General features: G+C 66.8%; 25 protein-coding genes. 14 read left to right on the plus strand and 11 right to left on the minus strand.

The genetic code is table 11. From position 1 onward, the window contains the following. Positions 1 to 6 precede the first annotated feature (6 nt). From JOF56_RS55870 to JOF56_RS55890, 5 genes are read left to right on the plus strand one after another with little or no spacing between them, the layout of a single operon-like run. A complete protein-coding gene (locus JOF56_RS55870) occupies positions 7 to 987 on the plus strand; it encodes a PP2C family protein-serine/threonine phosphatase (RefSeq protein WP_209647622.1) in 981 nt (326 codons plus the stop codon). Between the two features lie 5 nt (positions 988 to 992). After that, a complete protein-coding gene (locus tag JOF56_RS55875; protein ID WP_209647623.1) occupies positions 993 to 2300 on the plus strand; it encodes a vWA domain-containing protein in 1308 nt (435 codons plus the stop codon). Beyond that, complete coding sequence (locus tag JOF56_RS55880; RefSeq protein ID WP_209647624.1) at positions 2300 to 2977, plus strand: FHA domain-containing protein; 678 nt, start codon at positions 2300 to 2302, stop codon at positions 2975 to 2977. Before JOF56_RS55875 ends, JOF56_RS55880 begins: the two co-directional genes overlap by 1 nt. Before the next feature lie 27 nt (positions 2978 to 3004). Next, on the plus strand, positions 3005 to 4588 hold the full coding sequence (locus tag JOF56_RS55885) for a mucoidy inhibitor MuiA family protein (RefSeq protein ID WP_209647625.1): 1584 nt from the start codon (positions 3005 to 3007) through the stop codon (positions 4586 to 4588). Between the two features lie 3 nt (positions 4589 to 4591). After that, complete coding sequence (locus tag JOF56_RS55890) at positions 4592 to 5383, plus strand: arylamine N-acetyltransferase family protein (RefSeq protein ID WP_209647626.1); 792 nt, start codon at positions 4592 to 4594, stop codon at positions 5381 to 5383. Between the two features lie 107 nt (positions 5384 to 5490). Here JOF56_RS55890 and JOF56_RS55895 read toward each other — a convergent pair whose 3' ends face one another. Together JOF56_RS55895 and JOF56_RS55900 are read right to left on the minus strand one after the other, a co-directional pair. Then, positions 5491 to 5922 (minus strand): CBS domain-containing protein, encoded by a 432-nt coding sequence (locus JOF56_RS55895; RefSeq protein WP_209647627.1) that lies wholly within the window; start codon positions 5920 to 5922, stop codon positions 5491 to 5493. A 93-nt stretch (positions 5923 to 6015) separates the two neighbouring features. After that, a complete protein-coding gene (locus JOF56_RS55900; RefSeq protein WP_245378813.1) occupies positions 6016 to 6501 on the minus strand; it encodes a GNAT family N-acetyltransferase in 486 nt (161 codons plus the stop codon). 811 nt (positions 6502 to 7312) lie between these two features. Here JOF56_RS55900 and JOF56_RS61090 point away from each other — a divergent pair. Beyond that, on the plus strand, positions 7313 to 7588 hold the full coding sequence (locus tag JOF56_RS61090) for a DUF2293 domain-containing protein (RefSeq protein ID WP_372448416.1): 276 nt from the start codon (positions 7313 to 7315) through the stop codon (positions 7586 to 7588). A gap of 14 nt (positions 7589 to 7602) precedes the next feature. Next, positions 7603 to 9612, plus strand: coding sequence for a prolyl oligopeptidase family serine peptidase (locus tag JOF56_RS55910; RefSeq protein ID WP_209647629.1), 2010 nt, complete (start codon positions 7603 to 7605; stop codon positions 9610 to 9612). 78 nt (positions 9613 to 9690) lie between these two features. Here the strand turns inward: JOF56_RS55910 and JOF56_RS55915 are convergent, their stop codons facing one another. The 4 genes from JOF56_RS55915 to JOF56_RS55930 form a co-directional block, all read right to left on the minus strand. Next, a complete protein-coding gene (locus tag JOF56_RS55915; protein ID WP_209647630.1) occupies positions 9691 to 10686 on the minus strand; it encodes a neutral zinc metallopeptidase in 996 nt (331 codons plus the stop codon). Between the two features lie 32 nt (positions 10687 to 10718). Continuing rightward, positions 10719 to 11405 (minus strand): SanA/YdcF family protein, encoded by a 687-nt coding sequence (locus JOF56_RS55920; protein WP_209647631.1) that lies wholly within the window; start codon positions 11403 to 11405, stop codon positions 10719 to 10721. 63 nt (positions 11406 to 11468) lie between these two features. Beyond that, positions 11469 to 12236 carry an SDR family oxidoreductase gene (locus JOF56_RS55925; protein WP_209647632.1) on the minus strand — a complete coding sequence of 256 codons (768 nt, stop codon included), beginning with the start codon at positions 12234 to 12236 and terminating at the stop codon, positions 11469 to 11471. A gap of 36 nt (positions 12237 to 12272) precedes the next feature. Beyond that, positions 12273 to 13520: a cytochrome P450 gene (locus JOF56_RS55930; RefSeq protein ID WP_307855851.1), complete on the minus strand. Its 1248-nt coding sequence runs from the start codon at positions 13518 to 13520 to the stop codon at positions 12273 to 12275. 199 nt (positions 13521 to 13719) lie between these two features. On the opposite strand from JOF56_RS55930, the gene JOF56_RS55935 reads away from it, so the two are divergent. Continuing rightward, positions 13720 to 13965, plus strand: coding sequence for a DUF2630 family protein (locus JOF56_RS55935; protein WP_209647633.1), 246 nt, complete (start codon positions 13720 to 13722; stop codon positions 13963 to 13965). Between the two features lie 74 nt (positions 13966 to 14039). Here the strand turns inward: JOF56_RS55935 and JOF56_RS55940 are convergent, their stop codons facing one another. After that, positions 14040 to 14459 (minus strand): YciI family protein, encoded by a 420-nt coding sequence (locus JOF56_RS55940; protein ID WP_209647634.1) that lies wholly within the window; start codon positions 14457 to 14459, stop codon positions 14040 to 14042. 155 nt (positions 14460 to 14614) lie between these two features. Here JOF56_RS55940 and JOF56_RS55945 point away from each other — a divergent pair, with 155 nt between their 5' ends. After that, positions 14615 to 15304, plus strand: coding sequence for a TetR/AcrR family transcriptional regulator (locus tag JOF56_RS55945; RefSeq protein WP_209647635.1), 690 nt, complete (start codon positions 14615 to 14617; stop codon positions 15302 to 15304). A gap of 4 nt (positions 15305 to 15308) precedes the next feature. Here the strand turns inward: JOF56_RS55945 and JOF56_RS55950 are convergent, their stop codons facing one another. Next, positions 15309 to 16082, minus strand: coding sequence for an MBL fold metallo-hydrolase (locus JOF56_RS55950; RefSeq protein ID WP_209647636.1), 774 nt, complete (start codon positions 16080 to 16082; stop codon positions 15309 to 15311). An 83-nt stretch (positions 16083 to 16165) separates the two neighbouring features. Here JOF56_RS55950 and JOF56_RS55955 point away from each other — a divergent pair, with 83 nt between their 5' ends. The 4 genes from JOF56_RS55955 (at position 16166) to JOF56_RS55970 (ending at position 19809) form a co-directional block, all read left to right on the plus strand. Then, the gene (locus JOF56_RS55955) at positions 16166 to 16747 is read left to right on the plus strand and encodes a TetR/AcrR family transcriptional regulator (RefSeq protein ID WP_209647637.1); all 582 of its coding nucleotides are present in this window, start codon (positions 16166 to 16168) and stop codon (positions 16745 to 16747) included. Between the two features lie 63 nt (positions 16748 to 16810). Beyond that, the gene (locus tag JOF56_RS55960) at positions 16811 to 18073 is read left to right on the plus strand and encodes a tannase/feruloyl esterase family alpha/beta hydrolase (protein ID WP_209647638.1); all 1263 of its coding nucleotides are present in this window, start codon (positions 16811 to 16813) and stop codon (positions 18071 to 18073) included. A 63-nt stretch (positions 18074 to 18136) separates the two neighbouring features. Next, positions 18137 to 19189, plus strand: a complete 1053-nt coding sequence (locus JOF56_RS55965; RefSeq protein WP_209647639.1) for a sensor histidine kinase — start codon at positions 18137 to 18139, stop codon at positions 19187 to 19189. Further along, positions 19186 to 19809: a response regulator gene (locus JOF56_RS55970; RefSeq protein WP_209647640.1), complete on the plus strand. Its 624-nt coding sequence runs from the start codon at positions 19186 to 19188 to the stop codon at positions 19807 to 19809. Before JOF56_RS55965 ends, JOF56_RS55970 begins: the two co-directional genes overlap by 4 nt. Here the strand turns inward: JOF56_RS55970 and JOF56_RS55975 are convergent. Continuing rightward, complete coding sequence (locus tag JOF56_RS55975) at positions 19806 to 20633, minus strand: urea carboxylase-associated family protein (protein WP_209647641.1); 828 nt, start codon at positions 20631 to 20633, stop codon at positions 19806 to 19808. The two genes, JOF56_RS55970 and JOF56_RS55975, sit on opposite strands and share 4 nt — an antisense overlap. Positions 20634 to 20728: 95 nt before the next feature. Between JOF56_RS55975 and JOF56_RS55980 the strand changes: the two genes are divergently transcribed. Then, positions 20729 to 21460: a DUF7873 family protein gene (locus JOF56_RS55980; protein ID WP_209647642.1), complete on the plus strand. Its 732-nt coding sequence runs from the start codon at positions 20729 to 20731 to the stop codon at positions 21458 to 21460. Between the two features lie 396 nt (positions 21461 to 21856). On the opposite strand, the gene JOF56_RS55985 is transcribed toward JOF56_RS55980, so the two are convergent. Both JOF56_RS55985 and JOF56_RS55990 read right to left on the minus strand, forming a co-directional pair. Continuing rightward, positions 21857 to 22690 carry an SDR family NAD(P)-dependent oxidoreductase gene (locus tag JOF56_RS55985; RefSeq protein WP_209647643.1) on the minus strand — a complete coding sequence of 278 codons (834 nt, stop codon included), beginning with the start codon at positions 22688 to 22690 and terminating at the stop codon, positions 21857 to 21859. A 65-nt stretch (positions 22691 to 22755) separates the two neighbouring features. Then, complete coding sequence (locus JOF56_RS55990; protein WP_209647644.1) at positions 22756 to 25098, minus strand: DNRLRE domain-containing protein; 2343 nt, start codon at positions 25096 to 25098, stop codon at positions 22756 to 22758. Positions 25099 to 25217 lie beyond the last annotated feature (119 nt).

A 25217-nucleotide genomic window follows, 5' to 3' on the forward strand; every position in this document is an offset into this window, starting at 1 on the left:
AGCACCGTGACATGTCCTGACTGCGGCGAACCCGCCGAGGAGACCGACCGCTACTGCGAGAACTGCGGTGGCAGCCTGCAGCTGCGCAAGACCCCGCCCGGCGGTCCGATCGGCCGGGTCTCGGGCGGTTGCACGGGCTGCGGCGGCACCGAGCTCGCGGCGGACGGCTTCTGCGAGAACTGCGGGCGGGCGCAGCCGACCGGGCGCGACCGGATGGAGTTCGACCTCGAACTGGTCGCCGGAGTCTCCGACCGCGGCCGTTCCCGCGCACGCAACGAGGATTCGATGGCGTTCGCCGTCGTCGGCCCGCCTGGCTCACCGAAGGCGATCGTGGCCGTGGTGTGCGACGGCGTCGGTTCGACCGAACGCGCGGACGCCGCGTCCCAGGCCGCCGTCGACGCGTCTCTTGATTCCATTGTGGACGCTCTGCTGAGCGGCCGGGATCCGCGCACGGCGACCACCGAGGGCGCTGCCGAGGCCTATTCGGCGGTCAGCGAACTGGCCCATCCCAACTCCCCGGAAACGGCTCCTTCCTGCACTTTCGTGTCCGCGGTGGTGACGTCGAAGGACATCACGGTCGGATGGATCGGCGACAGCCGGGCGTACTGGATCTCCTCCGCTCCGGATGTGCCCTCGAAACGGCTGACCACCGACGACACACTTGTCGCGCAGCTGATCGCCGCCGGACTGAACGAGGAGGAGGCGTCCTCGACGCTCAACGCGCACGCGCTTGCGCGCTGGGTCGGCGCCGACGCGGAGAAAAGCCCGCCGCACATAGTCACACTGCAACCGTCCGCGCCGGGATTGCTGATCCTGTGCAGCGACGGGTTGTGGAACTACCTGCCCGAAGCGGAGGCCCTTGCCGCCAAGGTAGGCAACGCCGAGGCGTTGAAGCTTGCGGCCGAGCTGACCAGTATTGCCAATGAACTCGGCGGGCACGACAACATCACGGTTGTCGTAGTTCCATTCGATGGCCTGGAGGGGTGACTGGAATGACGGACTTTCAGGTCGAGGTCTACCAGAACGAGTACCTGCCACAGGGTGCCGCGGAGGTCAACGCGATCGTCACGGTGACGTCCTCCGGCAGCGACGCGGTCGCGGCACCGGTGAACACCACCTCGGCCGCCGAGGTGATCATCATCGACACCTCGGGCTCGATGCACCACCCGCCGACGAAGCTGGCCGCCGCCAAACGGGCGACCTGCGCGGCGATCGACACCTTGCGTGACGGCGTCAACTTCGCGGTGGTCGCGGGCACCGACATCGCGGAGCTGGTGTACCCGCCGAAACTCGGCATGCGGCCCGCGACATCGTTGTCACGCGAGGAAGCCAAGCGCGCCGTGAACGCCCTGCGCGCCGACGGCGGTACGGCGATGGGCGAATGGCTGTTGCTGGCCAAGGAACTGTTCGCCACCCAGTCCAACACACTGCGGCACGCGATCCTGCTGACCGACGGCCAGAACGTGCACGAGCGGCCCAAGAAGCTCGAACGCATCCTCGCGAACGTCAACGGGCTCTTCGTGTGCGACTGCCGGGGCGTGGGAACCGACTGGGAAGTCAAGGAACTGCGCAAGATCTCCGACACCCTGCTCGGCACGGTGGACATCGTGGCCGAGCCGGACGACCTGGAGGCCGATTTCCGCGCGATGACCACCGCCGCCATGGGCAAGGAGGTCGCTGACGTGGCCTTGCGGCTGTGGACGCCGCAGGGCGCGACCGTGAAGTTCGTCAAGCAGGTCGAGCCGTCGCTGACCGACCTGACCGATCGGCGTGTGGAATCCGCGCCTCGCTCCGGCGACTATCCGACCGGCGCGTGGGGTTCGGAGAGCCGCGACTACCACGTGTGCATCCAGGTCGCCCCCGCCAACATCGGCGACAAGATGCTCGCGGCCCGCGTCAGCCTGGTCGCTCCCGGCGGAGACGTGCTCGGCAAGGGCCAGGTGATCGCGGTCTGGACCGACGACACGGCGCTGTCGACCAAGATCAACCCCGAGGTCGCGCACTACACCGGCCAGGCCGAACTGGCCGCCGCGATCGAGGAGGGCCTGGAGGCCCAGCGGGTCGGCCAGGTCGAGACCGCGACCGCGAAGCTGGGCCGGGCCGTCGCGCTGGCGCACGAGTCCGGTCACGAGGACACCGCCAAACTGCTGTCGAAGGTCGTGGACGTCGTCGACCCGGTACGCGGCACCATCCGGCTCAAACGTGAGGTCGCGGCCGTGGACGCGATGACCCTGGAGAGCCGGTCCCAGGTGACCAAACGGGTGGGCCGCAAGTCCGGGCCCGGCGAAGGTGAGAACTGATGCCTACCTGCGCCAACGGTCACTCCTCGGCCGACGACGAGTTCTGTGACGTCTGCGGTCTGGCCTTCGCCACGTCCGCCCCTGCTCCCTCGGCGCCGCAAGCCACCATGACCGCACCGCGGGCATGCCCGGTCTGTGACGCCGAGCTGGACGACCGCTTCTGCGAGAACTGCGGCGCGGACTCACTGGCGACTCCCCCGCCGAAGCAGGAGAACCCGCCCCCGGCCGAGCAACCCGATGAAGAACCGGTTGTCCCCGGTGTCGTCCTGCGCACCTGGACCGTGGTGGTGTCCGCGGACCGCAAGTACTACGAGAGCGTCAAAGCCGACGGCGGGCCGGACGCCGACAGCATCGTCTTCCCGCCGTACTGCCCTGACCGGCATTTCCCGCTACGCGGCGAGCAGGTCAGCATCGGGCGCCGCAGCGCGACCCGCGGCATCCTGCCGGACATCGACCTGACCGGGCCGCCGGAGGACCCCGGCGTGTCCCGTCTGCACGCATTACTGGTGGCCCAGCCGGATGGCGGCTGGGCGGTCGTGGACATCAACTCCGCCAACGGAACCACGCTGAACTACCGCCGCGACATGCTCAAACCCAACACACCCCGGTCACTGGAGGACGGCGACCGCATCCACCTCGGCGCGTGGACCACGATCACCCTGCAGGCCGAGAATTAGCGCGCCGTACCGGGTAGCCTCGCGGGAGTGACCAGCACTCTGGAAGCTCCAATCGTCGCCGTGACTGTCTACCCGGGTCAGGCGCGGATCACGCGCCGGACGACCGTGGCGCTGGACGCCGGTGAACAGCGGGTCGCGGTCGGCGGGTTGCCCCTTGGCCTGCAACGGGACTCGGTGCGGGTCAACGGCCGCGGCGACGCGACTGTCCTGGGCGTCGACGTCGGCACGCAGTGGCATCCGCGTACGCCGGACGCAGCGGTGCGGGAGCTCGAGGAGCGGGTCACGCAGCTGCAGGACGCGCTGAAAGAGTTGCAGGACAACGTTTCCGTTGAGGACGGCCGGATCGCCGTACTGACCACGCTCGGCCGCGAGACCGGCGCGAAGTTCGCGAAAGCCCTGGCCAAAGGCAAGATCGAACCGGATCGGATCGCCGGGCTGACGGACTCGCTCGCCACTCAGATGGCCGAGACGCTAGGCCGCAAGCGGGAGCTGGCCAACCAGGAGACCAGGATCAAGGAGGAGCTGGCCGCCGCGGAGCGGACGCTCACCGTGCACCGCAACCAGAGTCCGCCCGATCGGCTGGCCGTGTACGTCGATCTGACCGTCCGGACTGCCGGGACCGTCGAGATCGAACTGTCCTATGTGGTCAACAACGCACAATGGGCGTCCACCTATGACATCCGGCTTGCCGACGAGGTGCTGGCGCTGACGTGGCACGCCGAGATCACCCAGAGCACCGGTGAGGACTGGCCGGAGTGCGAGCTCGCGCTGTCCACTGCCCGGCCGGCGGACACAGCGCAGATTCCCGAGCTGAGCCCGTGGTACCTCGATCGCCTGCAACCGCTGCCGCCGGCCATGCCGATGCGGTCCCGGGCCGGGGCTGCCGCCGAGAGTGCCGACTTCGGCGCGCCAGGTTCGGTCGTGGCCGCCGCGCCGATGATGCAGGCAGCAGCGGCGTTCGTTCCCCCACCGCCGCCGGTCGTGGAACATGGCGCCGCAGCGACCACGTACAAGCCGACGCGTCAGGTCGCCGTCCCCGCGGACGGCACGGCTCATCGGACGACTGTCGCGGTCATCGATCTTTCGGCCGATGTGGACCACATCACCGCGCCGATCCTCGGCGTGGAGGCGTTCCTAAGGGCGAAGGCGGTCAACAGCTCCGAGCACACGCTGCGGCCGGGCAAGGCGTCCGTCTTCCACGAGTCCGAGTTCGTCGGCACCACCGCGCTCGATGTGTGGTCCCCCGGCGAGGAGGTCGAACTCAATCTGGGCATCGACGACCGGATCCGCGTCGAGCGGGAACTTGTGCGCCGTACGGCGGGCAAGGCCGTGCTCGGCGGCACGAAACGCCGTGAGGCCGAATACCGCATCAAGATCGGCAACTTCGGGCAGCGCAAGACCACGGTCACCGTGCTGGACCAGATCCCGGTGTCCCGCGACGACGGTATCGTGATCAAGGACGTGAGCTGCAAGCCGGAGCCGCGCAAGCGCACCGACCTCGGCGAACTGACCTGGGAGATAGCCCTGGAGCCAGGCAGGTCGGCCGAGGTCTCGGTCGGTTTCCGGGTGGACGTGGCCCGCGGCGTGGAAATTCTGGGGTGGCGGGAGTAGACGATGTCCGACTGGGGGATCGAAGACCTGGATCTCGACGCGTACCTGCGGAGAATCGGGGTCACCGAACCGACGCTGGAGACCTTGCACGCGGGCCACGTGCGGAGCATTCCGTTCGAGAGCCTCGATGTGCTGCGCGGCAACGTGCCCGCGTTGGATATCGCGAGCCTGCAGGCAAAACTCGTGCGACGGCAGCGCGGCGGTTACTGCTTCGAGCACAACCTCTTGTACGCAGCCGCGTTGGAGCGGCTGGGGATCACGGTGTCACGGTTGCTTGGACGGCCGATGCTCGGCGGTCCGCAGGCCGCCCCACGGACGCACATGATCGTGGTGGCACACCAGGACGACCAGCCGTACCTGACCGACGTCGGCTGGGGCGGTGGCTGCCTGCTCGAGCCGATGCCACTGCGCGAAGGCACGATGCAGCAGGGAAAGTGGACATTCCGGCTGTCGCGGCACGACGAGATCTGGGTACTGGCGTCCCTCATCTCGGGCGAGTGGCGTGATCTCTACGGTTTCCTGACCGACCGCCAGTACCCAGCAGACTTCGCGATGGCCAACTTCTACACCGCGCGATGGCCGGAGTCGCCGTTCGCCAACCGGGTCATCGCCCAGACGAGCAGCCCGCAGACGCGGCAGACCCTCAACGGCACCGAACTGGCGGTCATCAGCCCTCAGGACGGCTACCTCGAGAAGCGCACCCTGACCAAGGACGAGGTCCTCGAAGTCCTGGCGACCAGGTTCGGGATCGACCTGTCGGACACGGAGCGTGACGAGGTCGCAGCCCGAATCTGACCCCGGACAACTTTGTCCCAATGCCACATTGGGGACGTCCGATGCCCCCAATGTGGCATTGGGGGCACACCGCCTCAGGCGGCGCGACCCCGGACACAGCCCGCCGGCTATCCCTGGGTGATGTAGGCCTCGAGCTGCTGCTGGTCTTCCTCGAGCTTCTTGATCCGGCTCTTGACCACGTCGCCGATGCTCACGATGCCCACCAGCCGGCCGCCCTCGACCACCGGCACGTGCCGGATCCGGCGCTCGGTCATCAGCACTGTCAGGCTGTCGACCGAGTCGTCCGGGCCGCACGTGAAGACCTCGCTGGTCATGATGTCGGCGACCGCGAAGTCGAGCAGCGCTCCGCCATGGTCGGTCAACCGCCGTACGACGTCACGTTCCGACACGATGCCGGCCACGCTGTCGTCGGCTGCCAGCACGACCATCGCGCCGATGTTGTACTCGGCCAGTGCGGCGAGCAGTTCTCTGACCGTCGTGCCAGGTTCGGCCGTCGCCACGGTAGAACCCTTGGTACGCAACACGTCCGCGATCCGCATCAGGCGCCTCCATCCCAACCACCGGTGTGACCCTGCTTACCGACGAGGTTAGGCCTTCTGACGCGATCAGCAACAGATCACGGAATGTGTCCGTTATGTTCCGATCCTGGGCGGCCGGTACATGACCAGGCGCTCGCCCAGGTCGTCCAGGCCCGCGTCACGCTCGGCCTTGACCACATCGGCAAGCTCAGGACCAGGCGAAACCATTTCGGCGAAGCCGAGCCTGGCGTACCACGGACGGTTCCAGGGCACGTGCGCGAACGTTGTCAGGGTGACTCCCAGCGACCCCGCGCGCTCGACCACGGCCTCCATCAGGACCGTCCCGAGGCCACGCCTGGCGTGCTGCGGATGGACCGCGATCTGATGCAGGTGGAGATGGTCGTCAAGCCGGGAGCAGTAGGCGAACGCGATCGGCGGTTCGCCCATGACGAGCACCTGTGAGGCGTCCTCGACGGTGTCGATCACGGTCCCGGGCGGGAACACGATGCCGACAGCGTGGAACACCAGGTCCGCGGCCCGTTCGATCTCGGCCAGAAAGGGCAACTCCGCGGCATCGGCGGTACGGACAGCTGGGACCATGGCAGCGCACGCTACCGCCCACAGGGAGCTTCCGCGCATGAGTTTTGAGCCCCGCACCAAGCTGGAACGCCGGATCTTCGAAGCGGCCGAGCACGAGCTGGCGAACGCCGGCATCGTCACCCCGGTCACCGTGTTCGCCCGGATGGGCTGGCTGTCCGGGCTGCAGAACTGGGAACGCGAACAGGCGCCCAGCCTGGAGGCGATCGCCGCGGTCGGCCCGGACAAGCTCGCCGACGCCCGGGAGATCCTCCGCCGGTGGGCCGGGCAGCGCGGTCTCACCCCGGGCGAAAGCACTTATGTGTCAACCAATCGGGGCCGCCGTCCGCTGAAGTTCACCACATCCGGCGACGAGGCGGCCGAACAGGAGTACCGCACGCATTGGATCTCGCCGGACCTCTCGGACAAGAAGCGGGAACGCCTTGTCCAGAAGCAGAACACCGCACCGGACCTGGTGGTGATCATCCCGCTGAAGGACTGGACGTGCGCGGGCTGCCAGGACACCGGCCCGTTTCTGATCATGGACAACGTCGGGCAGCTCTGCCTGACCTGTGCCGACATGGATCACCTGCTCTTCCTGCCGTCCGGCGATGCCACACTCACCCGGCGGGCCAAGAAGGCCAGCGGCCTGTCCGCGGTGGTGGTGAAGTTCAGCCGTAACCGCAAGCGTTATGAGCGGCAGGGGATCCTGGTCGAGGAATCCGCGCTGGAGCAGGCCGAACAGTCGTGCCTGGCCGACGAGGAGGTCCGGCTTCGCCGCCGCGAACGCGACCGGGAGCGGCGCGCCGACGAGGACATCGAGTTGATGGCACGGATGGCCGAGCTGATCGGCCGGCTGTTCCCGAACTGCCCTGCCGAACGCGCCACGGCGATCGCCCGGCACACGGGCCTGCGCGGCAGCGGACGGGTCGGCCGCTCGGCTGCCGGTCGTGCACTGGACGAGGAAGCCCTTACCCGCGCGGTGATCGCGTCGATCCGCCACGAGGACACCGAGTACGACGAGCTGCTGATGTCCGGTGTGGAGCGTGAGGCCGCGCGGGAGAAGATCCGGACCAAGATCGATTCGGTGCTCGATCAGTGGCGCGGGTAGTACACACTGGGGGCATGAGCGAGCAAGACCCTTTCCTCTGGTTGGAGGAGGTGACCGCGGACGACGCGATGGCGTGGGTCCGCGAGCGCAACGCGGCCTCGGTGGCCGAGCTGACCGGAGGCGCCCGGTTCGAGGAGCTGAAGTCCGAGATCCGGGCGGTGTTCGACGCCGACGACCGGATTCCGTACGTACGCAGGCGCGGCGAGTACCTCTACAACTTCTGGCAGGACGCGGCCAACCCGCGCGGGGTGTGGCGGCGGACCACGCTCGAGCAGTACCGCCTGGCCGAGCCGGACTGGCAGGTCATCCTCGACGTCGACGCGTTGGGGGAACGCGAGGGCGAAAGCTGGGTCTGGCAGGGCGCGGCCGTGCTGCGGCCCGACTACCGGCTCGCGCTGGTGAACCTGTCGCGCGGCGGCGCCGACGCGACCGTGATCCGTGAGTTCGATCTGGAGACGCGCGAGTTCGTCACCGACGGCTTCGAACTGCCCGAGGCCAAGAACTGGATGCGCTGGATCTCGGCGGACCTGGTCTACGTGGGCACCGACTTCGGCCCCGGCTCGCTCACCTCGTCCGGCTATCCGCGTGTGGTCAAGCAGTGGCGCCGCGGCACGCCCTTCGACGAGGCCGAGGTCGTGTTCGAGGGCAAGCCTGAGGACGTCTCGGTCTACGCGACACACGACCCGACCGCCGGGTTCGAGCGCGACTTCGTCGGCCGCAACATCGACTTCTACCGGACCGAGCGGTTCCAGCGCAGGGGAACCGAGTTCGCCCGGATCGACGTGCCGGACGACTCGGAAACCGACGTCGAACGCGAGTGGCTGCTGATCACATTGCGCTCGCCGTGGACCCTGGGCACCACGACCTACCCGGCAGGTGCGCTGCTGGCCACCAGGTTCGACGATTTCCTGGCCGGTGGCAGGGAGATGACCGTGCTGTTCGAGCCGGACGCACACACCTCGCTGACGTACCACTCATGGACCAGGGACCACCTGATCATCAACACCCTGCACGACGTGCAGAGCCAGCTTTTCGTGCTCACACCGGGTCCTGACGGCTGGCAACGCTCCGAGCTGCCTGGCGTGCCCGCCGGGGAACTGTCGGGCATCACCGACACGGATCCGGAAGTCAGCAACGAGTACCTGATGAACTCCAGCGGCTACACCGAACCGGCCACCCTGCGGCGCGGTGACCTGACCGGCGAGCCGGAGATCCTCAAGCAGGCACCGGGTTTGTTCGACACCACCGGTCTGCGGGTACGGCAGCTGTTCGCGACCTCAGCCGACGGCACCAAGATCCCGTACTACGTGGTGGGCAGATCCGATCCGAGCTCCCGGCCGACGTTGCTTTCCGGGTACGGCGGGTTCGAGGTTTCTTTGACACCAAGCTATCTGGGGCACGTCGGCCGGGCGTGGCTGGCGCGCGGCGGCACGTATGTGGTGGCCAACCTACGTGGCGGCGGTGAGTACGGGCCGGAGTGGCATTCCTCGGCGGTGAAAGCGAACCGGCACCTGGTGTACGAGGACTTCGCCGCGGTGGCCCAGGATCTGATCGATCAGGGCATCACCACCCCGGCGCGGCTGGGCATCCAGGGCGGCAGCAACGGCGGCCTGCTGATGGGCGTGATGCTGACGCGCTACCCGCAGCTGTTCGGCGCGATCGTCTGCCAGGTCCCGTTGCTGGACATGCGGCGCTATCACGAGCTGCTGGCCGGAGCGTCCTGGATGGCCGAGTACGGCGATCCCCGCGAGCCTGAGGAATGGGCTTATATCAAGCCTTTCTCGCCGTACCACAACGTCTCAGCAGACGCGCAGTACCCGCCGGTGCTGTTCGCGACGTCCACAAGGGACGATCGCGTACACCCGGCACACGCGCGCAAGATGGTCGCGCGGATGCTCGAACAAGGCCACGACGTGCGCTACTACGAGAACATCGAAGGCGGCCACGGCGCGGCAGCCGACAACGAACAGCTGGCCTTCAAATGGGCGATGGTCTTCGAGTTCCTCTGGCGCACCCTCACCTGAGGACTCCGGTGTGTCCCCAATGCCACATTGGTGGCATCACATGTCCCCAATGTGGCATTGGGGACACACAAACCCCGGTCAGCTGACCTCGCCGGCGGGGGCGAGCCAGGTGTTGCAGGCGGAGGTGTTGTTGTTCTTCACACCCGCTGTGCCCCACTGGATCTGGTGCTTGACGCTGCCGTGCGTCTTGTCGGCGACCGAGCTGCGGAACGCCGACGACGCGGAGTTGCTCAGCGACTTGCTGATCGAGCCCCGGCCACCGGCGGCCGCGATGAACATGCCGGAGAAGCAGTCGGCCTGCAGTTCCATCCGGCGGGTCAGCTCCAGGTACTCCGGGGAGTCCTCGGCCAGGCCCGCCATCTTCATGCCCATGCCGGTGTTGATGCCGCTCAACGCCTGAACGTGGTGGCCGTACTCGTGGGCCAGCACCATGATGTGGCCGCCCTGGTTGCTGCCCATCGACTCGGTGACACGGTTGCGGGGCATGAAGATGCCCCTGTCCCGCGGGCAGTAGAAGGCGACCGCCTCCTGCCTGGTCGGTGTGCCGCAGCCGCTGGTCGGGTTGTCCTCCACGTTGAGTTTCGGCGATTCCCAGGTGTGGTCGGCGTCGGCCAGCAGCGGCTTCCACGCCTCGTCCAGGCAGCCGATCATCGCCTGGTAGTAGGCGCGCAACTGCTCGGCGGACCGGCCGAAACCCGGCAGCTTGCACGTGATCTGTGCCAACGGCAGACCCGGGGTGAGCAGCGGGTTCGCCTCGGTGAGTTCCTGTGACCTCGGCTTGGCGGGCGCGCCGGGCGACGGCGCGGTCCGCGGGGTCTGGGGCGATGCCGCGTTGGGCTTCGCGTCGAGGACCGGGCCGGCGACCGGCGTTCCGGCGACCTCGGTGGAGAACCGGCCGGGCGCACCCATCGCCAGCACCACCACGATCACCAGGGTGAGCACACCGATGATCGCCAACGGCGAGTTGCGCCGCGGCTGCTCGGCCACCGGCGGCGGGGGCAGTTCGGGCCTGCTGGACTTCCAGTCGGAATCAGGCAGCTCTGCGACCCGCGGACTGTCGTCCTCGTCGGCCATCTCTCCCCCTCGCGGTCAGGTCAATCATGCCATCAACCGCCGCCCGCGGGATGGCCCCCGACCAGGTCGAGTACGGAACCGTCCGGTGTGGACGCGACCGCGGGCGACCGGTTGCGGATCGCCTCAGGCACGGCCGCGACCGTCGCCAGCCACTCCCTGACCCGGTTCTTCGCGAGGCTGAAAACCGTGCAGTCGCAGGTAGCGGCCACGCCGTCGGCCTCGATGCCCAAGTTGCGGCACAGCGCGACCGCACGCGGCAGGTGGTACGACTGGGTCACCAGCAACGCGCGATCTATCCCGTAGACCTGGATCGCACGGGCGCATGTGTCGTAGGTATCCACGCCATACGGGTCGACCACGATCATCCGGGGGTCGACACCTTTGGCCGTCAGGTACTCCGTCATCGCCTTGGTCTCGTTGCCGGAGGTGCCCGCCGCGTCACCGGACACGAGCACCACTTTGGCCTTGCCGGCCCGGACCAGTTCGGCGGTCACGTCCAACCGGCCCGCGAGGAACGGCATCGGCCGGTCGTTCTGCAGCTTGGCGCCCAGGACGATGACCACCGGCGCTGTCGGCGCGTCGGCCACGTCGTATCGATGCCCACCGGAGGCGATGTACGACCACGCGAGGCTGCCGCCGATCGCGAGCACGACCGCGCCGACAGCGGCCAGCCCGATCCGCAGCGTCCGGCGCCGCCAACGTATGCGCGTGTCTCGCATACGACCATGTAACCAGAAATCAGGGCGGGAGATGGTGTGCGGCAAGGAGAACAGCAACCGCCTTCAGCGCTGCCCCCGATATGAAGCGGTTTTCCTGTCCGGATGGGCGGCCAGGTAGTCCGCGAACGTGATCCGCCCGACCGCCCGGTCCGGCGCGAGGTTCAGGCCCGCCCTGAACGCCCGGAAAGCCTTGCCCGGCAGCCTGAGCGGCACAAGAAGCCGCCGGCGCCCGGTGGCCCGCAGATACATCCGGGCCAGCTCCCGGAAACTGTGCGCCTGCGGGCCGGCGATGTCCGGCACCCGTCCGGACGGCGGCCCGACGGCGATCTCGGCCAGCCGCTCGGCCACCTCACCGACGTCGATCGGCTGCGACCCGGCGCCGGGCACGAACATCACCGGCAGCCGGGCGAACATCGCGAGGACGACCCTGATCAGGTCATGGAACTGGGTGGCCCGCAGCACTGTCCACGGCAGACCGGACGCTTCGAAGAGCCGTTCGGCGGCGAGTCTCGTCTGATAGTAGGAGAACGGGATCCGGTCGACTCCGACGATGGAGATGTAGACCAGATGGCCGACACCGGCCTCGCGGGCGGCCGCGATCAGAGCACGTTCGACGTCGTTGCCCCGGATCCCAGTGGCGCAGTGCACGATCGCGTCAACGCCCGCGACCGCGGCGGCCAGGCCCGCACCTGTCTTCCAGTCGACGGTGGCCAAACCTTCGCCGGTCCGGCGGCTCGCCACCCGTACTTCGTGACCGGCCTGCCTGAGCCGGTCGACCACGTGGCCACCGAGATTCCCGGTGCCTCCGGTCACGAGAACTGTCTTGGACATGCCCCTAGGACGGGGTAGCACGCTCAAACGTGACAGCTACTTCAACACGACAGGGAGCGAGTCGACGCCGTAGACGATCGAAACCTTGCGGAACTCCAGCTCATCCGCGGCCTTCGCCAGACGCATGGCCGGGAACCGCCGCACCAGCGCGGGATACGCCGCCCTGAGCTCCATCCGGGCAAGCTCGGCACCGATGCACCGGTGCACGCCGTAACCGAAGGCCAGGTGGGAGGTCGGTGTCCGGGTCGCCAGGACCTTCTCGAGATCCTCGCCGAACGCCTCGTCACGGTTCGCGCCGCTCAGCGACGCGATCACGACATCGCCCTTGCCGATCGTCACACCGGCGACTTCGACGTCGTCGCGGGCGAAGCGCGGGAACGCGACCTGCACGACCGCCAGGTAGCGCAGGATCTCCTCGACGAACCCGCTGATCGCGTCGTCGTCCTCGCGGATCAGGTTGAACGTCGGCTCGTCCTGCAGCAGCACCAGCGCACCGAGCGCGAGCATGCTGGCCGTGGTCTCGAACCCACCGGTGAGCACGCCGTCGGCGAGGCCCGCCAGTTCCCGGTCGTCGACCTTGTCGCCGTGCTCCTTGATGATCATGCCGAGCAGACCGTCGCCCGGGTTCTCCCGCTGCTTGCGGACCACTCCGAGCAGGTACTCCAGCGACTCCGAGATCGCGCCCAAGGACGCGCCCGCACCGGCGAACAGGTCGAACCGGGACATCGCCAGCCGCTGGAAGTCCTCGCGGTCGTCGTACGGCACGCCGAGCAGCTCGCAGATCACCAGCGACGGGATGGGCAGCGCGAACTCACTGACCAGGTCGACCGGGCCGGCCGAGCGCTCCATGTTGTCCAGGCACTGGTCGATGATCGCCTTGATGCCGGGCGTGAGGCGGGCCAGCCTGCGCATCGTGAACTCGGGCGTCAGCAGCTTGCGCAGCCGCGTGTGTACCGGCGGATCGGCGAACCCCAGGCCGCCTGGGTCCTGCTGCGGAGTTCCGCCCGCCGCCGCCAGGTTGGTGAAGTCGTTGCTGAACGACTTGGTGTCGCTGAGCACGGCTTTGACTTCCTCGTGGCCGCTGACCAGCCAGAGGTTGATGCCGAACGGCATCGGCACCTTGCTGATCGGCTCTCTGGCCCGCAGCTCGCCGAGCTCCGCCACCGGGTCGAGACCGTCCCGCTTCAACGGCATCAACGCGGGTTCCGGAATCGGCATCTTGCCGAGATCGAAGCCCTTTTTCTTGGCGCGGGCGAGATACCAGCGTGCGAACCACGCCACCACTCGCGACCGGATACTCCCCACACCGTGCAGGCTAGGACAACCTCGCTGAGAAGTGGGAGCCGGGTGACGGAGAATATGCCGAGGTAGGCCACGCGATGACCGGCCCGTGAACGCTCAGTTTCCGGCAAGTGTGATCTTTACGCAGGCCACGAACGGATTCCACAGTGCGCCGGCCGGGCCAGTGGCTAACCTCGGAGGCATGAACGAAAGCGAGATCTTCGCCCAGATTCGTACCCTGGTCGACCGCGAGCACGAGCTGCGCGAGCGCAGCGTCGCCGGGGAGATCGACTCGGCCGAGGAGCGGGCCCAGTTGCGAACCCTGGAAGAGTCGCTGGACCAGTGCTGGGATCTGCTGCGCCAGCGGCGGGCCCGGCGTGGAGCGGGCGAGGACCCGGACGCGGCCGAGGTGCGCCCGGCCCAGCAGGTCGAGGGCTACCTCCAGTAGCAGCAGCGTGGGTGTGTCCCCAATGCCACATTGGTGGCATCACATGTCCCCAATGTGGCATTGGGGGCACAACCTCAGGCGTTGGTCCTGGCGCGCAGCTCGGCGTCCTTGTCCCGCAGTTCGTCGGTGAAGGTGTCGCCGAAGTCGTCGGCGGTGAAGATCTGCCGGATCTCGATCTCGTGGTGCGCGTCGTCGGTGTTGGGCACGCCCTTGACCCACTCGATGGCCTCGTCGAGCGAGGCCACCTCGAGGATCCAGTAACCGGCGACCAGTTCCTTGGCCTCGGCGAACGGGCCGTCGATGACAGCGGTCTTCTTGCCCTCGAAGCGCACGCGCGCGCCCTTGGAGCTCGGGTGCAGGCCTTCGCCGCCCACGAGCACACCCGCGTTGACAAGCTTCTCGTTGTACTCGGTCATCTCCCGCAGCAGGTCCTCGCTCGGCATCTGGCCCGCTTCGCTCTCCGCCGACGCCTTCATCAAGACCATGAACTTCATGACGACTGACCCCTCAGTAAGTGTTGACTGCCACATAAACTGTATCCGCCGGACGCTGTGTACACTAGACGCAGTTTTCATGGGGCGACAACCCCTCGACGGAAGCGGCGTGCCGGGTGAACAACGCGTACGGAGACCAATCGAGCGTCATCAAATTGCTCTGGGGTCTGCGTCAGCCACCACGCCGGGGCCCCAAACCAACCCTCAGCGCCGAGCGCATCGCCCGCGTCGCCATGGAGATCGCCGACACCGACGGCCTGGCCGCCGTCTCGATGCAGCGAGTCGCCAGCGAACTCGAGTTCACCAAAATGGCGCTGTACCGATACGTCTCCGGCAAGTCCGAACTACTCGCGGTGATGATCGAACTCGCCGTGGCAGACCCACCGGACCTCGCCGGCGTGCCAGGCGGCTGGCGCGGCCGAATCGAGGAGTTCGCCCGTCAGCTTTCCGTTGTCTGGCAACGACACCCATGGCTCCCCTGGGCAACCCTCGGCGACCGGGTGATGGGCCCCCGCGAGCTGGGCTGGATCGAATCGGCGGTCAGCTGCCTGACAGACACAGGCCTGACCGGAACCGAGCAGCTGGACGCGGTCTTCGTCCTCTTCGGCCACATCCGCAACACCCAGTCGATGTCCGCGGCAGGAACCCAACCCTGGGACTCCGACAAAAAAGTCACACCGATCATGCAAGAACTCCTCTCAGAGCACGGCGACCGCTACCCAGCCCTGACCGCCGCCACATCCTCAGTCAACAGCTCAGCCTCCCACGACAACGGCCGCGCATTCGGCCTGCACCGAATCCTCGACGGCCTCGAAACCCTCATCACCGAGCGCGCCCGGGTCTGATCACCTACAGGTCGATGGTCTCCCCAGGGGCGAGCATCCTGGCTTCGACGCCGTGTCGCTTGGCGGCGTGCTGGAAGGCCGTGGCGGGGTCGTCGACCTCCTCGTAGACGCCCGGCTGGTCGATCCCATAGTGGATCGGGACCACCTGCGCCGCTCGCAGAATCGAGCCCGCGACGACGGCCTGCTCCGGGGTCAGCACGGCGGGGAGCGGACTGGGCGGCCGCAGGTGCGGGAAGTCCACGGCAGCGCCGTTGATCGGCAGGAACGCGGCGTCGACCGGGCCCAGCCGACGCTGAATCAGCCACCACAGCCCGTGGAACACTGTGTCACCGCCATGGAACACCCGCTTCCCGTCGGCGGCCACCACCCAGTTCACCTGCGGGTCACCGAGCCCGTCGACCGCGGGCACGGCAGTGATCTCGAACGGCCCGGCATTGATCACCTGCCAGTCCCGCACGGTCTGGACGTTCAGGTCGCGTTGCGCGAAACCGTCCTCCGCCTGGTTGGTCCAGAGCGTTTCCGCCCTCGTCCCGGCGAACGGCTCGGGCCGGAGCACGGCCCCTCCCGGGGTCACCGCCCGCTCGATCGCGGCCGGATCGGCGTGGTCGCTGTGCAGATGCGTCACCAGAGCGATGTCCGCCGTCCGGCTGGCCGGCAGGAGGCTGCCCGCGGGCAATACCGAACGCAGTGGTTCCGACTCTTCAACCAGGTCGATGACCACTGTCGAGCCGCTGGACTCGATCTGCAGCCCGGCCCAGCCAAGCCTTCGTACTCGCATGAGCTTCCCTTCTTTAACGACCGATCGTTCGGACTCTATAACGGAATATAGCGACCCGTCGATCGCTAAAGTAGAGTCGGCCCATGTCGCCACGCCGGTCGGTCGCCGAAGCTCGCAACACCAAGGACATGATCCTGACCAAGGCGATCGACATCGCCTCTCTCGATGGCCTGGAAGGGATCACCATCGGCCGGTTGGCTGACGAGCTGAAGATGAGCAAGTCCGGTGTGCTCGGTCATTTCGGCACGAAGCAGTCCCTGCAGCTGGCCGCGATCCGCTCGGTGATCAGCCAGTTCCGGATCCACGTCGTCGAGCCGTCGATGGGCCGCGCCCCCGGCCTTGAGCGGCTGCTTGCCTTATGCGACACCTGGTTCGACTACGTGACCGACACCGGCCTGCCAGGCGGGTGCCTGATGACAGCCGCCGCCCTCGAGTTCGATGGACGGGCGGGCGAGGTTCATGACGTCGTCGCCGAGGCCTGGTCGGACTGGGACGACCTGCTGCGGGGCGAACTGCGACGCAGTGGCGGCGACTTCGATGTGGACCAGGCGTTGTTCGAGATCGTCGCCTTCGGCCCGGCTGTGAACCGCGCGGTGCAACTTTTCGGCGACCGCACAGCCGCCGAACGCGCCAAGCGCGCTGTCCGGCGGGTCATCGGCCAGTAGTCACCCCGATTGGTGCCACAGTGCACTTATCCTTGGTACCACGCGGTTTCTAACGTCCCCGTCATGATTGTCCTCCCTGTTCTGATGTCGCTGACCATGATTGTCCCGACATCGCCTCAATCGCACTGCAGCGTCGCGGTGCCGGGCGCCGAACGTGTCGTCGGCGCCTGTCTCGATGATCTGACGACCGCCGGCACAGTCACGTCCGGCCATACCGATCCTGCCGACTGGGCCGGGCTTGAGCCGCCGGGAACCGTGAATCCCTCTGGTGTGCCGGGCGTTCAGCTGGACGGCTACTTCCCGGACACGTCGACGACCAACCCGACACACGGCTGGAACCACGATAGCCAGTTCGTGATCAGGTTGCCCCGCAAGTGGAACGGCGGCTTGGTGGTCGCCGGGCCGCCCGGTGTCCGCGAGCAGTACGCCAACGACCGGATCATCGGCGACTATGTCTTGTCCCAAGGATTCGCCTTCGCTGCCACCGACAAGGGCAACACCGGGCCCTTCGCCTATCGGGACGGTGCCCGGCCTGGCGACGGCATCCTGGAATGGCATAGCCGCATGGCTCAGCTCACGATCGCCACGAAAGTCGTCGCAGCCAAGCATTACGGCCGTCCGCCGAGGCACACGTACGTCGCCGGGACGTCGGCGGGCGGCTATCTGGTGCGCTGGCAGCTCGAACGATTCCCGTGGCTCTATGACGGAGGCGTCGACTGGAACGGCCTGCTTTTCACACCCGACTCCCCCGGCCTGCTCGCCACGCTTCCGCCCGCGCTGCGCGCATACCCGCGAGGCGCGCGGGACGAGATGATCGCCGCGGGTTATCCAGCCGAGTCAGAACCGTTGTGGGCCTTCCACTACCGCAACCAGTGGGACATCCTGCAACGCATCCTCCGCGAGGAGATCGACCCCGGCTACGACGGCGCCACCGAGGCAGGCACGCCGTTCTGTCCCGAAGGCACAGGTCCGGGCTGCGACACGGACTACGACTACGCGTCCCGGCCGCGCGAAGTCCGCGACACAGTCAGCCGGATCTCGCTCACCGGAAAGATCAAACGGCCGCATATCACCGTGCACGGCACCCTTGACGCGCTTGTCCCGATCAGCCGGAGCTCCGATGTGTACGCCCGGATGACCACCGGGAAACATCGTTACTACCGGATCGAGGGCGGCAACCACATCGAAGCCCTGGCAACCGGTCCGGTCCGGCCGATGCTGCCGTGCTTCCGCTCGGCGTTCGACGCGATGGTCGGCTGGGTCGAGCGTGGCACCGCTCCCTCGCCCAGCCACACCGTGCCAAGGACCTCAAGCTGCCGGATCTAGGCCACTCGGCACGTGCCCTTTGGCCTCTCGATCCGGGCGGCCACCCGCTCTAGCCTTAGCCGCATGTCCTCCTCGCGGCCAGCACCGTGGGTCTCGCTCGTGTTGTACGGCGCGGTGTTGGTCGCCGGGGTGTACGCCGACGTCGCCGGGCTCAGTCACACGCCGCCGTTGCCGTTGCTCGCGATTCTGGCCGCGTTGTACGTGGTCGACTTCGTGGAGCATCGGCTGAATCCGATCCTGACCCTGGTTCTGCGGATCGGGCTGATCCTGGCGATCTCGATGGTCGACGAGTCCGGTCTCGCACGGATTCTGTTCGTGCTGGTGCCGTTCACGGCATATTTCGCCTTCGGCCGGCTGACCAGCATCGCGCTCGGGATAGCGTGCATCGCGCTCGCTGTCGCGACCACACCTGGTTGGTACGCCGATCTTGAGCAGGTGTCCGACCTGGTGATGTTCACCGTCGGCTTGCTCCTGACAATCACAATGGCGGCCGTCGCTGCCGACGAACGGCGATTGCGGCACAAGGTCGCAGAACTGTCCGCGGCAGCTGAGCGCAACCGGCTGGCTCGCGACATCCACGACGGGCTCGGCCATCACCTCACGACGATCGTGATCCAGCTGGAGAAAGCCACGGCGTTCCGGTCGTTGGACTCCGCCAAAGCCGACCAGGCCATCGAGGATGCCCGCGCGTCGGCGAAACGGGCGCTCGACGACGTCCGGCAGTCGGTGCAGACGCTCCGGACGCGGTTCGACCTGTCCGGCTCGCTCGCCGATCTCGTCACCGGCCAGCCCGACATCGCGCTGGAGGTCATCGGCGACGAGACCGAATACCCCGCGCAAACGCTTACGGCCCTGTTCCGTGCCGCACAGGAAGGCATCACCAACTCGCGGCGGCACGCGGACGCCAGCCGGATCTCAGTGTCGATCGACCTCACCGGATCCCGCGCGCGGCTGACCGTGGACGACGATGGCCGCGGTTTCGCGTGCCCGGAAGGATTCGGGCTGCTCGGCATGCGTGAACGCGTCGGCCTAGCCGGTGGTCGCGTGGAAATCGCCAGCGAACCCGGCGCGGGCACGCGCCTGACCGTGACCATCCCTCGGCAGGCGGCGTCATGAAGGTGCTTGTCGTCGACGATCAGCGGCTGATCCGGGAGGGCATCGCGTCCCTTTTGGACATCCAGGACGGCGTCGAGGTCGTCGCAACGGCAGTGAACGGCCGGGACGCGATCGAGAAAACGCTTGCGCTCGAACCGGACGTGGTGCTGATGGACGTCCGGATGCCCGAAATGGACGGTGTCGAGGCTGTCGCGCTGCTGCGCCAGAAATCCCCCGATACCAAGGTTGTCATGCTCACAACGTTCGACGACGAGGAATACGTCGTGCAAGCCCTGCGTGCGGGCGCGGCCGGATACCTGTTGAAGGACTTGCCTTCGCACGAGCTCGCGGCGGCCGTCAAGCTGGCACACGCGGGCGTCGCCCAGTTCGACCCCGCTGCACTCGCGCGGCTGACTACCGCGTTGGCGCGGCCCGCCGTGCCCGAGGACCTCGACCTGACCAGCCGGGAGATCGATGTCCTGCGGTTGGTCGCCGCCGGGGCGACCAACCGCGAGATCGCCGGCCGCCTCTACCTCAGCGTCGGCACCGTGAAGAACCACGTGTCCAGGATTCTCAACCGGCTCGATCTGCGCGACCGTACCCAGGCAGCGATCTACGCACGTGATCACGGCCTGCTTTAGGGCAGTGCGATCCCGTGCAGACCACGGTAGGGCGGGCTCTCCGGCGACTGCCAGCCGTCGAGGAGGCCGTCCGCAGGCCGGTGGATCTCGACGGCGATCGGGCGGCACACCTCGAGCGGATCACGCGCGTCCGGGCCCCACAACGGGATCGAAAGATCGCCTGCCGGGCAGGTGGACAGTGCGACCAGCAGGTCGATCTCGGCGAAGAACTCGAAGAAGTCGCCGGGCCTGGCCGGGGACGCCTTCATGAAGTACTTGTCCTCGTCGTTCAACCCGGTGAGCTGGAAGACATTCAGCACGTCGTGCACGTCGAACTCGGTGAGCCCGTACGGCAACACCGCGCGCACCAAGTTGGAATGGCAGTGGAAATCGAAATCCTCGTCGCTCAGAATGCGGTTGACGTACGGATCACAGCGCGATCCGAGCAGGTCGTGCACCCGGCCGCCGTCCGCGTCCACGCCGTATGACTCGAGCGTGTCGTTGGTGATGGTGAGCATTGGGCGCAGATAGGGCAACGTCGACCAGAGCCTGTCGTACCGCGTGACGTGCGCGCTCTGGATCTGCCTGGTCCGCGCCGCCCACATCCGCTCGCGGGGGTTGTGCCTGTTCCAGACGTTCAGGTCGCCGACCTGCGGGCCTTCCGGCGTGGTGATCAACCGGCACAGGTGCCCAGCCGGAACCTCCCAGGCGCGTCCTGACCGGATCGGGACCACGAACTCGTCGAGCAGTTCCCGTTCGCCGGTGGCTAGCCGGTCGTAGAAGCCACGGTCGACGTCGATGACGCTGCCCGGCCTCGGCTGGTAGGCGGCTGGCGGAAAACCCATCTGATCTCCATCCTCCATCGTCGGCAAAACTGGTTGTCCCACGTTGCTAGGATTCGGTCAACTTCAAGCTTCCTCAGAAACAAGGTTATCGCTTCATGACTCGTCTCAACCAGATCGTCGCGGTCGAAAAGGGCATCAAGAGCCGTTCCTTCCAGGAACTGACCGAGGCGCACCACGCATTGCAGAAGTCCAGCCTGCTCTCCGGTATTTCCCGGACCTATCGGCCGAAGGACGAGGAAGGCGAGCAGTTACCGCCGGAATCGACCAAGGTCCAGGTCAAGGGCGAGGAGACCATTCGCCAGACCGCGGCCATCCTGACCAAGCTGTTCGACGTGACCGCCACGAAGGACTGGGCGAACTGCGTCGCGAAGGCCGATGTCAAGGTGGACGGCACCACCCTGCTCGAAGGCGTTCCGGTGAGCTATCTGCTGTTCCTGGAAAAGCAGCTGGCCGACCTGCTGACATTCGTGCGCAAACTGCCGGTCCTGGACGCGGCGGAATCCTGGAACTACGACGCGTCCGCCGACTGCTGGGCGACCGACCCGGTCCAGACCGTGCGTACGAAGAAGATTCCGCGTAACCACGTCAAGGCCGAGGCGACCGAAAAGCACCCGGCCCAGGTCGAGGTCTACTACGAGGACGTGACCGTCGGTTACTGGAAGACCGTCAAGTTCTCCGGCGCATTGCCCGCCAAGCGCATCAACGAGCTGGTCGAACGGGTCGAAAAACTGCAACAGGCCGTGAAGTTCGCCCGCGAAGAGGCCAACAACGCCGAGATCACCCAGCAGAAGGCCGGCGAGAAGATCTTCGGTTATCTGTTCGCCTGACCGGCCGGCCTTGCGCTACGATGGCCGTGCGCATGAGCGCAAGCTGAAACTGAAAGTCAGTTTGACCAGGGACTCCGGTCACAGTGCAGGTTCAAATCCTGCCCCGTCCACATCTTCCAGGGCGGGTAGCCCAAATGGCAGAGGCAGCCAGGGACCCGCGAGGAACCTCAGACTATCGCTCAAGTTTCAGTATTCGCCGTCGATCGCCAGGTCAAAGGGGTATGGGCAGGCGCTGCCGGTATGCGGGTTCAACTCCCGCCCGGTCCACCAACCAGGGGCCGGTCGTCTAATCGAAAGACACGGCGCTTTGAGACTGATCGGTACTCGTTAAACGTACTGGCGACGCCAAATGGCGGCACACTGAGTCCCGGGGGATGGTTACTCCCCCGGGTCTCCTTACAGTTTCCACCGCTCAGCCGGGAAGATCTCCAGGTCGAATTCCCCGAAAGCCTTCTCAAAATCGTCGTCATCCCACGGTTCACCCGTGAAAACCGGCTCCTTTCTTGCTGGCTGCCGAACCACATGCAAAATATCGCCGGTAAACCTGATCACCTGACCGGTGACCGCAGAAGAACGGTCACCGAGCAAGTACGTAATCAGCGGCGCCACCCGATCAGGCGTGTCTTCCGGTTTACTGCGTGTCCGATAGTCCGCCTCCGACATCCGCGTCCAGGCCAATGGACACACCGCGTTGACCCGGATACCGAACTTCGCCAGGTCGACCGCCCAGGAAATGCTCATGGACACAACAGCACCCTTGGAAGCCGCGTAAGTCCCGGCCCCACTCTGGCCGAGAAAAGAAAACGACGCGGCATTGACGATCACCCCGCCGCCCTGCTCCCGCATGACGGCCGCGGCAGCCGTCCCGCAGTACAACGCCCCCAGCACGTTGACTTCGATCAACGCCCGGATCTGCTCGGGATCGTCCTCCCAGGGCATCGCGTCGTACCGCAGGCCCGCGTTGTTCACCAGCCCGTCGAGTTTGCCGAACTCCGCGACGCACTGCTCCATCAACTTGGCCGCCCGCCCCAGCTCGGCCACACTGTCCCCATTGGCCACCGCGCGGCCACCCGCGGCCCGGATACCCGCCGCGACCTCGTCCGCCAGCTCCCCGTCAACGTCGTTGACCAGCACTGATGCCCCAGCATCCGCGGCGTGGACGGCATAGGCCCTGCCCAGGCCCCGTCCTGCCCCCGTGATCACCACAGCCTTGCCGTCGAGAGTTCCCATGATCCCATTGAACCGCTGATCATGGGCCGCGGCGACCGAAGAGGACAGAACGGTGCCGGGGCGTCCTACTTGGCTTTCCCGCCGCCGGCCGGGCCGGTGGTGATCCCGGTGCTGAGTGCCTCGGAACGGTACCCGAGATTGTTCACGCTCCAGATCGTGAACGGGACCTGAACGTCGCCAGGGCCCGGGGCGACCAGGTTGACCGTGGCGGTGCCGTCGGCCGCCGCGGGCACGGTGACTTCAGGATCCTGGCCCCACTTGTACACATAGGCCACGACATTCGACTGGACCGGTGTGAACGTGCACTGGAACCGCTCACCTGGCGAGGGCCGGTTGGCGTTGCAGGACAGTCTCGGTTCCTTCGGGTGCGCGTAGAACGTGTACAAGGCTGGTTGCGTGATCGTTCCGTCAGCCAGCGTGCCAGTCGCTCTTATGTCGTTTCCGTACTGCGTCAGCGGGACGAGCTCGACAGTGGCCGTTCCATCCGGGCCGGCCGGCACCGTGACCGGTGCACCGCCGCGGAACGTGTACGTGAAGCTGACCGTTTCCGGTACGGCAGCGGTGAACGTGAACCTGCCCGGCAGCCCGACCTCACCGGAGTAGCCGTAGCGCGGGTAGTCCGTACTGTTGATCTCCGGCGCGTTGGTCGCTATGAAGATGTACTCGTACGCCGTCCCGGACTCGATTTCCCCACTGGTGGTGTGGACAGCCAGCTGTTTGGTGTACGGGGACTCCGAGATCAGGGTGATCACGGCGGTCCCGTCGGCTCCGACGGGAACTGTGACCGGTGCGTCATCCGACCAGGTGTAGGTGAAGCTCGTCGAGCCGGGCAGCACCGACGTCAGCTTGACCTGCAAAGGCTTGCCGACAATGGGTGCGGCGGTCAGTACCTCCACCATCGGTGTGCCTTCGTCGACGTTCAGGTAGTGCGCGTTCGACTCTGTGAAGTTCCCGTTGCCCAGCTTGGCGCTCACCGTGACGACGTTGAACCGCCCGGCAGCGGCCGGGACGACCGTGGCGTGCGCGGTGCCGTCCGGACCTGCCGGGACCTCGATCGCCGGCCCGTCGTTGAAGCTGTAGACGTACGCGGAAACCGGCGAGGGTGAGCTGAACGTGCAATCCCTGGGCGTACCCAGGTAACCCGTTTCCGGCGTGCACGTGACTCGAGGCTGGTTGCTGGCGACCCAGAACCGGTACTGGGTCGTCGGGGACTGGTTGCCCGCGGCATCGACGCTCCGGACAGCCATGGAGAGCGGCCCCGAACGCATGGGAGTGTGCACGATGGTGGCCGAACGAGTCCGGCGATCCGCGGGCACGAAGATGTACGCCTCGAACTCGCCGTAGTAGAAGCCGGCAACATCGTCGACACCATTGGCTTTGAAGGTGAACTCACCTGGGACACCGGTACCGCCGCTCCCCGGAGGCGCGTCCGCGGTGTAGTCCTTCGACGACACTTCGGGCGCCTTGTCCGGCGCGATGAAGTCGGTGCTGAACCTGCAGACCTCGCTCCACGGACCGGTGTCAAGATTGTCCTTGGCCCGTACCTGCCATGCGTAATCGGTGGCGTCGGCCAGATCGGACTGCTGCACCGACCTTTCCGCGCGGTAGCCGCTCGACCCTTGCGACTGCAGGGTGACCCGCCGGTCAGGGTGCCGCGTGGGCCAATAGGCGAACTCGTACGTGAGCCACGAGTCGTCCTGGTCGGTCGCGACGGCTGACAGTTGGGTACCGCCGGGACCGACGACCTTGCGTTGCCCGCAGTCGACGTTGCCCGCCTTCAACGCGGTCGGCTTTCCTGGAGCGCGGTTGGCCTCGATGGTCAAGTGTGCCTGCGGGTTGTAGGTCCGCCCGAAGCGCGGATCGGACTGCTGCGCATCGGGCAGCCGGAACGCGAACGTGACGCTGGAACGTCCTTCCTGCAACGCTTTCCTCAACGCGCCGGAGGCGTCCCACTCGACCCGTGGCGCTGGGCACGGCCCGCCCTGCCCAGGACCTGGGAGGCGCAGTTCCTCAGCGGGCTGTGCCGCCCAGGTCGGCGTGCGCTTGGACGCTGTCAACCAAGCCTGGGTGGCGAGCTCAGTCGAGCAGTCCGCCACCGTCACTTCGTTGGTGAACAAAGTCGCCGAGACCACCCGTGTCCCGCGCAACGACGCCAGATCGAAGGTGACGTACGACTTGAACTTGTGCACAGTCCCGCTGGCGAAGACCTGTGCGCCCACAGGCGCATTCCCCTGGGGATTAACAAAACTCGTCCGTGGCGCCGCCGAGTCGACGTACGCCCAGGAACCGCTGGCGATCGTGGAATACCCCGTGGCCGCCGCGGGCACCACCGCTGCCGTCAGCACAACCCCGGAAACAATCATGATTCCGGCCGCTCTCGTGAGCAACCGGGAGACCGCAGAGTTCATCCGCCCATCCCCCTCATATCTCACGCATATCAGACCGCACACCAGCTTGCCGGGACGTCGGCCATCCAGTCCCACTTCGCTGCTCCGAATGACATGGCCCGGTCCAATAAGCACGACGG

This window comes from Kibdelosporangium banguiense (assembly GCF_017876405.1).
Classification (GTDB): Bacteria; Actinomycetota; Actinomycetes; order Mycobacteriales; family Pseudonocardiaceae; genus Kibdelosporangium; species Kibdelosporangium banguiense.

What these genes read in the sequence shown, in the direction of transcription:
- JOF56_RS55955 (WP_209647637.1), top strand. Translation starts at nt 16,166, where the DNA reads ATGTCGCCACGCCGGTCGGTCGCCGAAGCTCGCAACACCAAGGACATG.
- JOF56_RS55895 (WP_209647627.1), bottom strand. Translation starts at nt 5,922, where the DNA reads ATGCGGATCGCGGACGTGTTGCGTACCAAGGGTTCTACCGTGGCGACG.
- JOF56_RS55880 (WP_209647624.1), top strand. Translation starts at nt 2,300, where the DNA reads ATGCCTACCTGCGCCAACGGTCACTCCTCGGCCGACGACGAGTTCTGT.
- JOF56_RS55975 (WP_209647641.1), bottom strand. Translation starts at nt 20,633, where the DNA reads ATGGGTTTTCCGCCAGCCGCCTACCAGCCGAGGCCGGGCAGCGTCATC.
- JOF56_RS55935 (WP_209647633.1), top strand. Translation starts at nt 13,720, where the DNA reads ATGAACGAAAGCGAGATCTTCGCCCAGATTCGTACCCTGGTCGACCGC.
- JOF56_RS55910 (WP_209647629.1), top strand. Translation starts at nt 7,603, where the DNA reads ATGAGCGAGCAAGACCCTTTCCTCTGGTTGGAGGAGGTGACCGCGGAC.
- JOF56_RS55920 (WP_209647631.1), bottom strand. Translation starts at nt 11,405, where the DNA reads ATGCGAGACACGCGCATACGTTGGCGGCGCCGGACGCTGCGGATCGGG.
- JOF56_RS55915 (WP_209647630.1), bottom strand. Translation starts at nt 10,686, where the DNA reads ATGGCCGACGAGGACGACAGTCCGCGGGTCGCAGAGCTGCCTGATTCC.
- JOF56_RS55875 (WP_209647623.1), top strand. Translation starts at nt 993, where the DNA reads ATGACGGACTTTCAGGTCGAGGTCTACCAGAACGAGTACCTGCCACAG.
- JOF56_RS55925 (WP_209647632.1), bottom strand. Translation starts at nt 12,236, where the DNA reads ATGTCCAAGACAGTTCTCGTGACCGGAGGCACCGGGAATCTCGGTGGC.
- JOF56_RS55970 (WP_209647640.1), top strand. Translation starts at nt 19,186, where the DNA reads ATGAAGGTGCTTGTCGTCGACGATCAGCGGCTGATCCGGGAGGGCATC.
- JOF56_RS55980 (WP_209647642.1), top strand. Translation starts at nt 20,729, where the DNA reads ATGACTCGTCTCAACCAGATCGTCGCGGTCGAAAAGGGCATCAAGAGC.
- JOF56_RS55990 (WP_209647644.1), bottom strand. Translation starts at nt 25,098, where the DNA reads ATGAACTCTGCGGTCTCCCGGTTGCTCACGAGAGCGGCCGGAATCATG.
- JOF56_RS55960 (WP_209647638.1), top strand. Translation starts at nt 16,811, where the DNA reads ATGATTGTCCTCCCTGTTCTGATGTCGCTGACCATGATTGTCCCGACA.
- JOF56_RS55985 (WP_209647643.1), bottom strand. Translation starts at nt 22,690, where the DNA reads ATGGGAACTCTCGACGGCAAGGCTGTGGTGATCACGGGGGCAGGACGG.
- JOF56_RS55890 (WP_209647626.1), top strand. Translation starts at nt 4,592, where the DNA reads ATGTCCGACTGGGGGATCGAAGACCTGGATCTCGACGCGTACCTGCGG.
- JOF56_RS61090 (WP_372448416.1), top strand. Translation starts at nt 7,313, where the DNA reads ATGGCCGAGCTGATCGGCCGGCTGTTCCCGAACTGCCCTGCCGAACGC.
- JOF56_RS55900 (WP_245378813.1), bottom strand. Translation starts at nt 6,501, where the DNA reads ATGGTCCCAGCTGTCCGTACCGCCGATGCCGCGGAGTTGCCCTTTCTG.
- JOF56_RS55950 (WP_209647636.1), bottom strand. Translation starts at nt 16,082, where the DNA reads ATGCGAGTACGAAGGCTTGGCTGGGCCGGGCTGCAGATCGAGTCCAGC.
- JOF56_RS55965 (WP_209647639.1), top strand. Translation starts at nt 18,137, where the DNA reads ATGTCCTCCTCGCGGCCAGCACCGTGGGTCTCGCTCGTGTTGTACGGC.
- JOF56_RS55940 (WP_209647634.1), bottom strand. Translation starts at nt 14,459, where the DNA reads ATGAAGTTCATGGTCTTGATGAAGGCGTCGGCGGAGAGCGAAGCGGGC.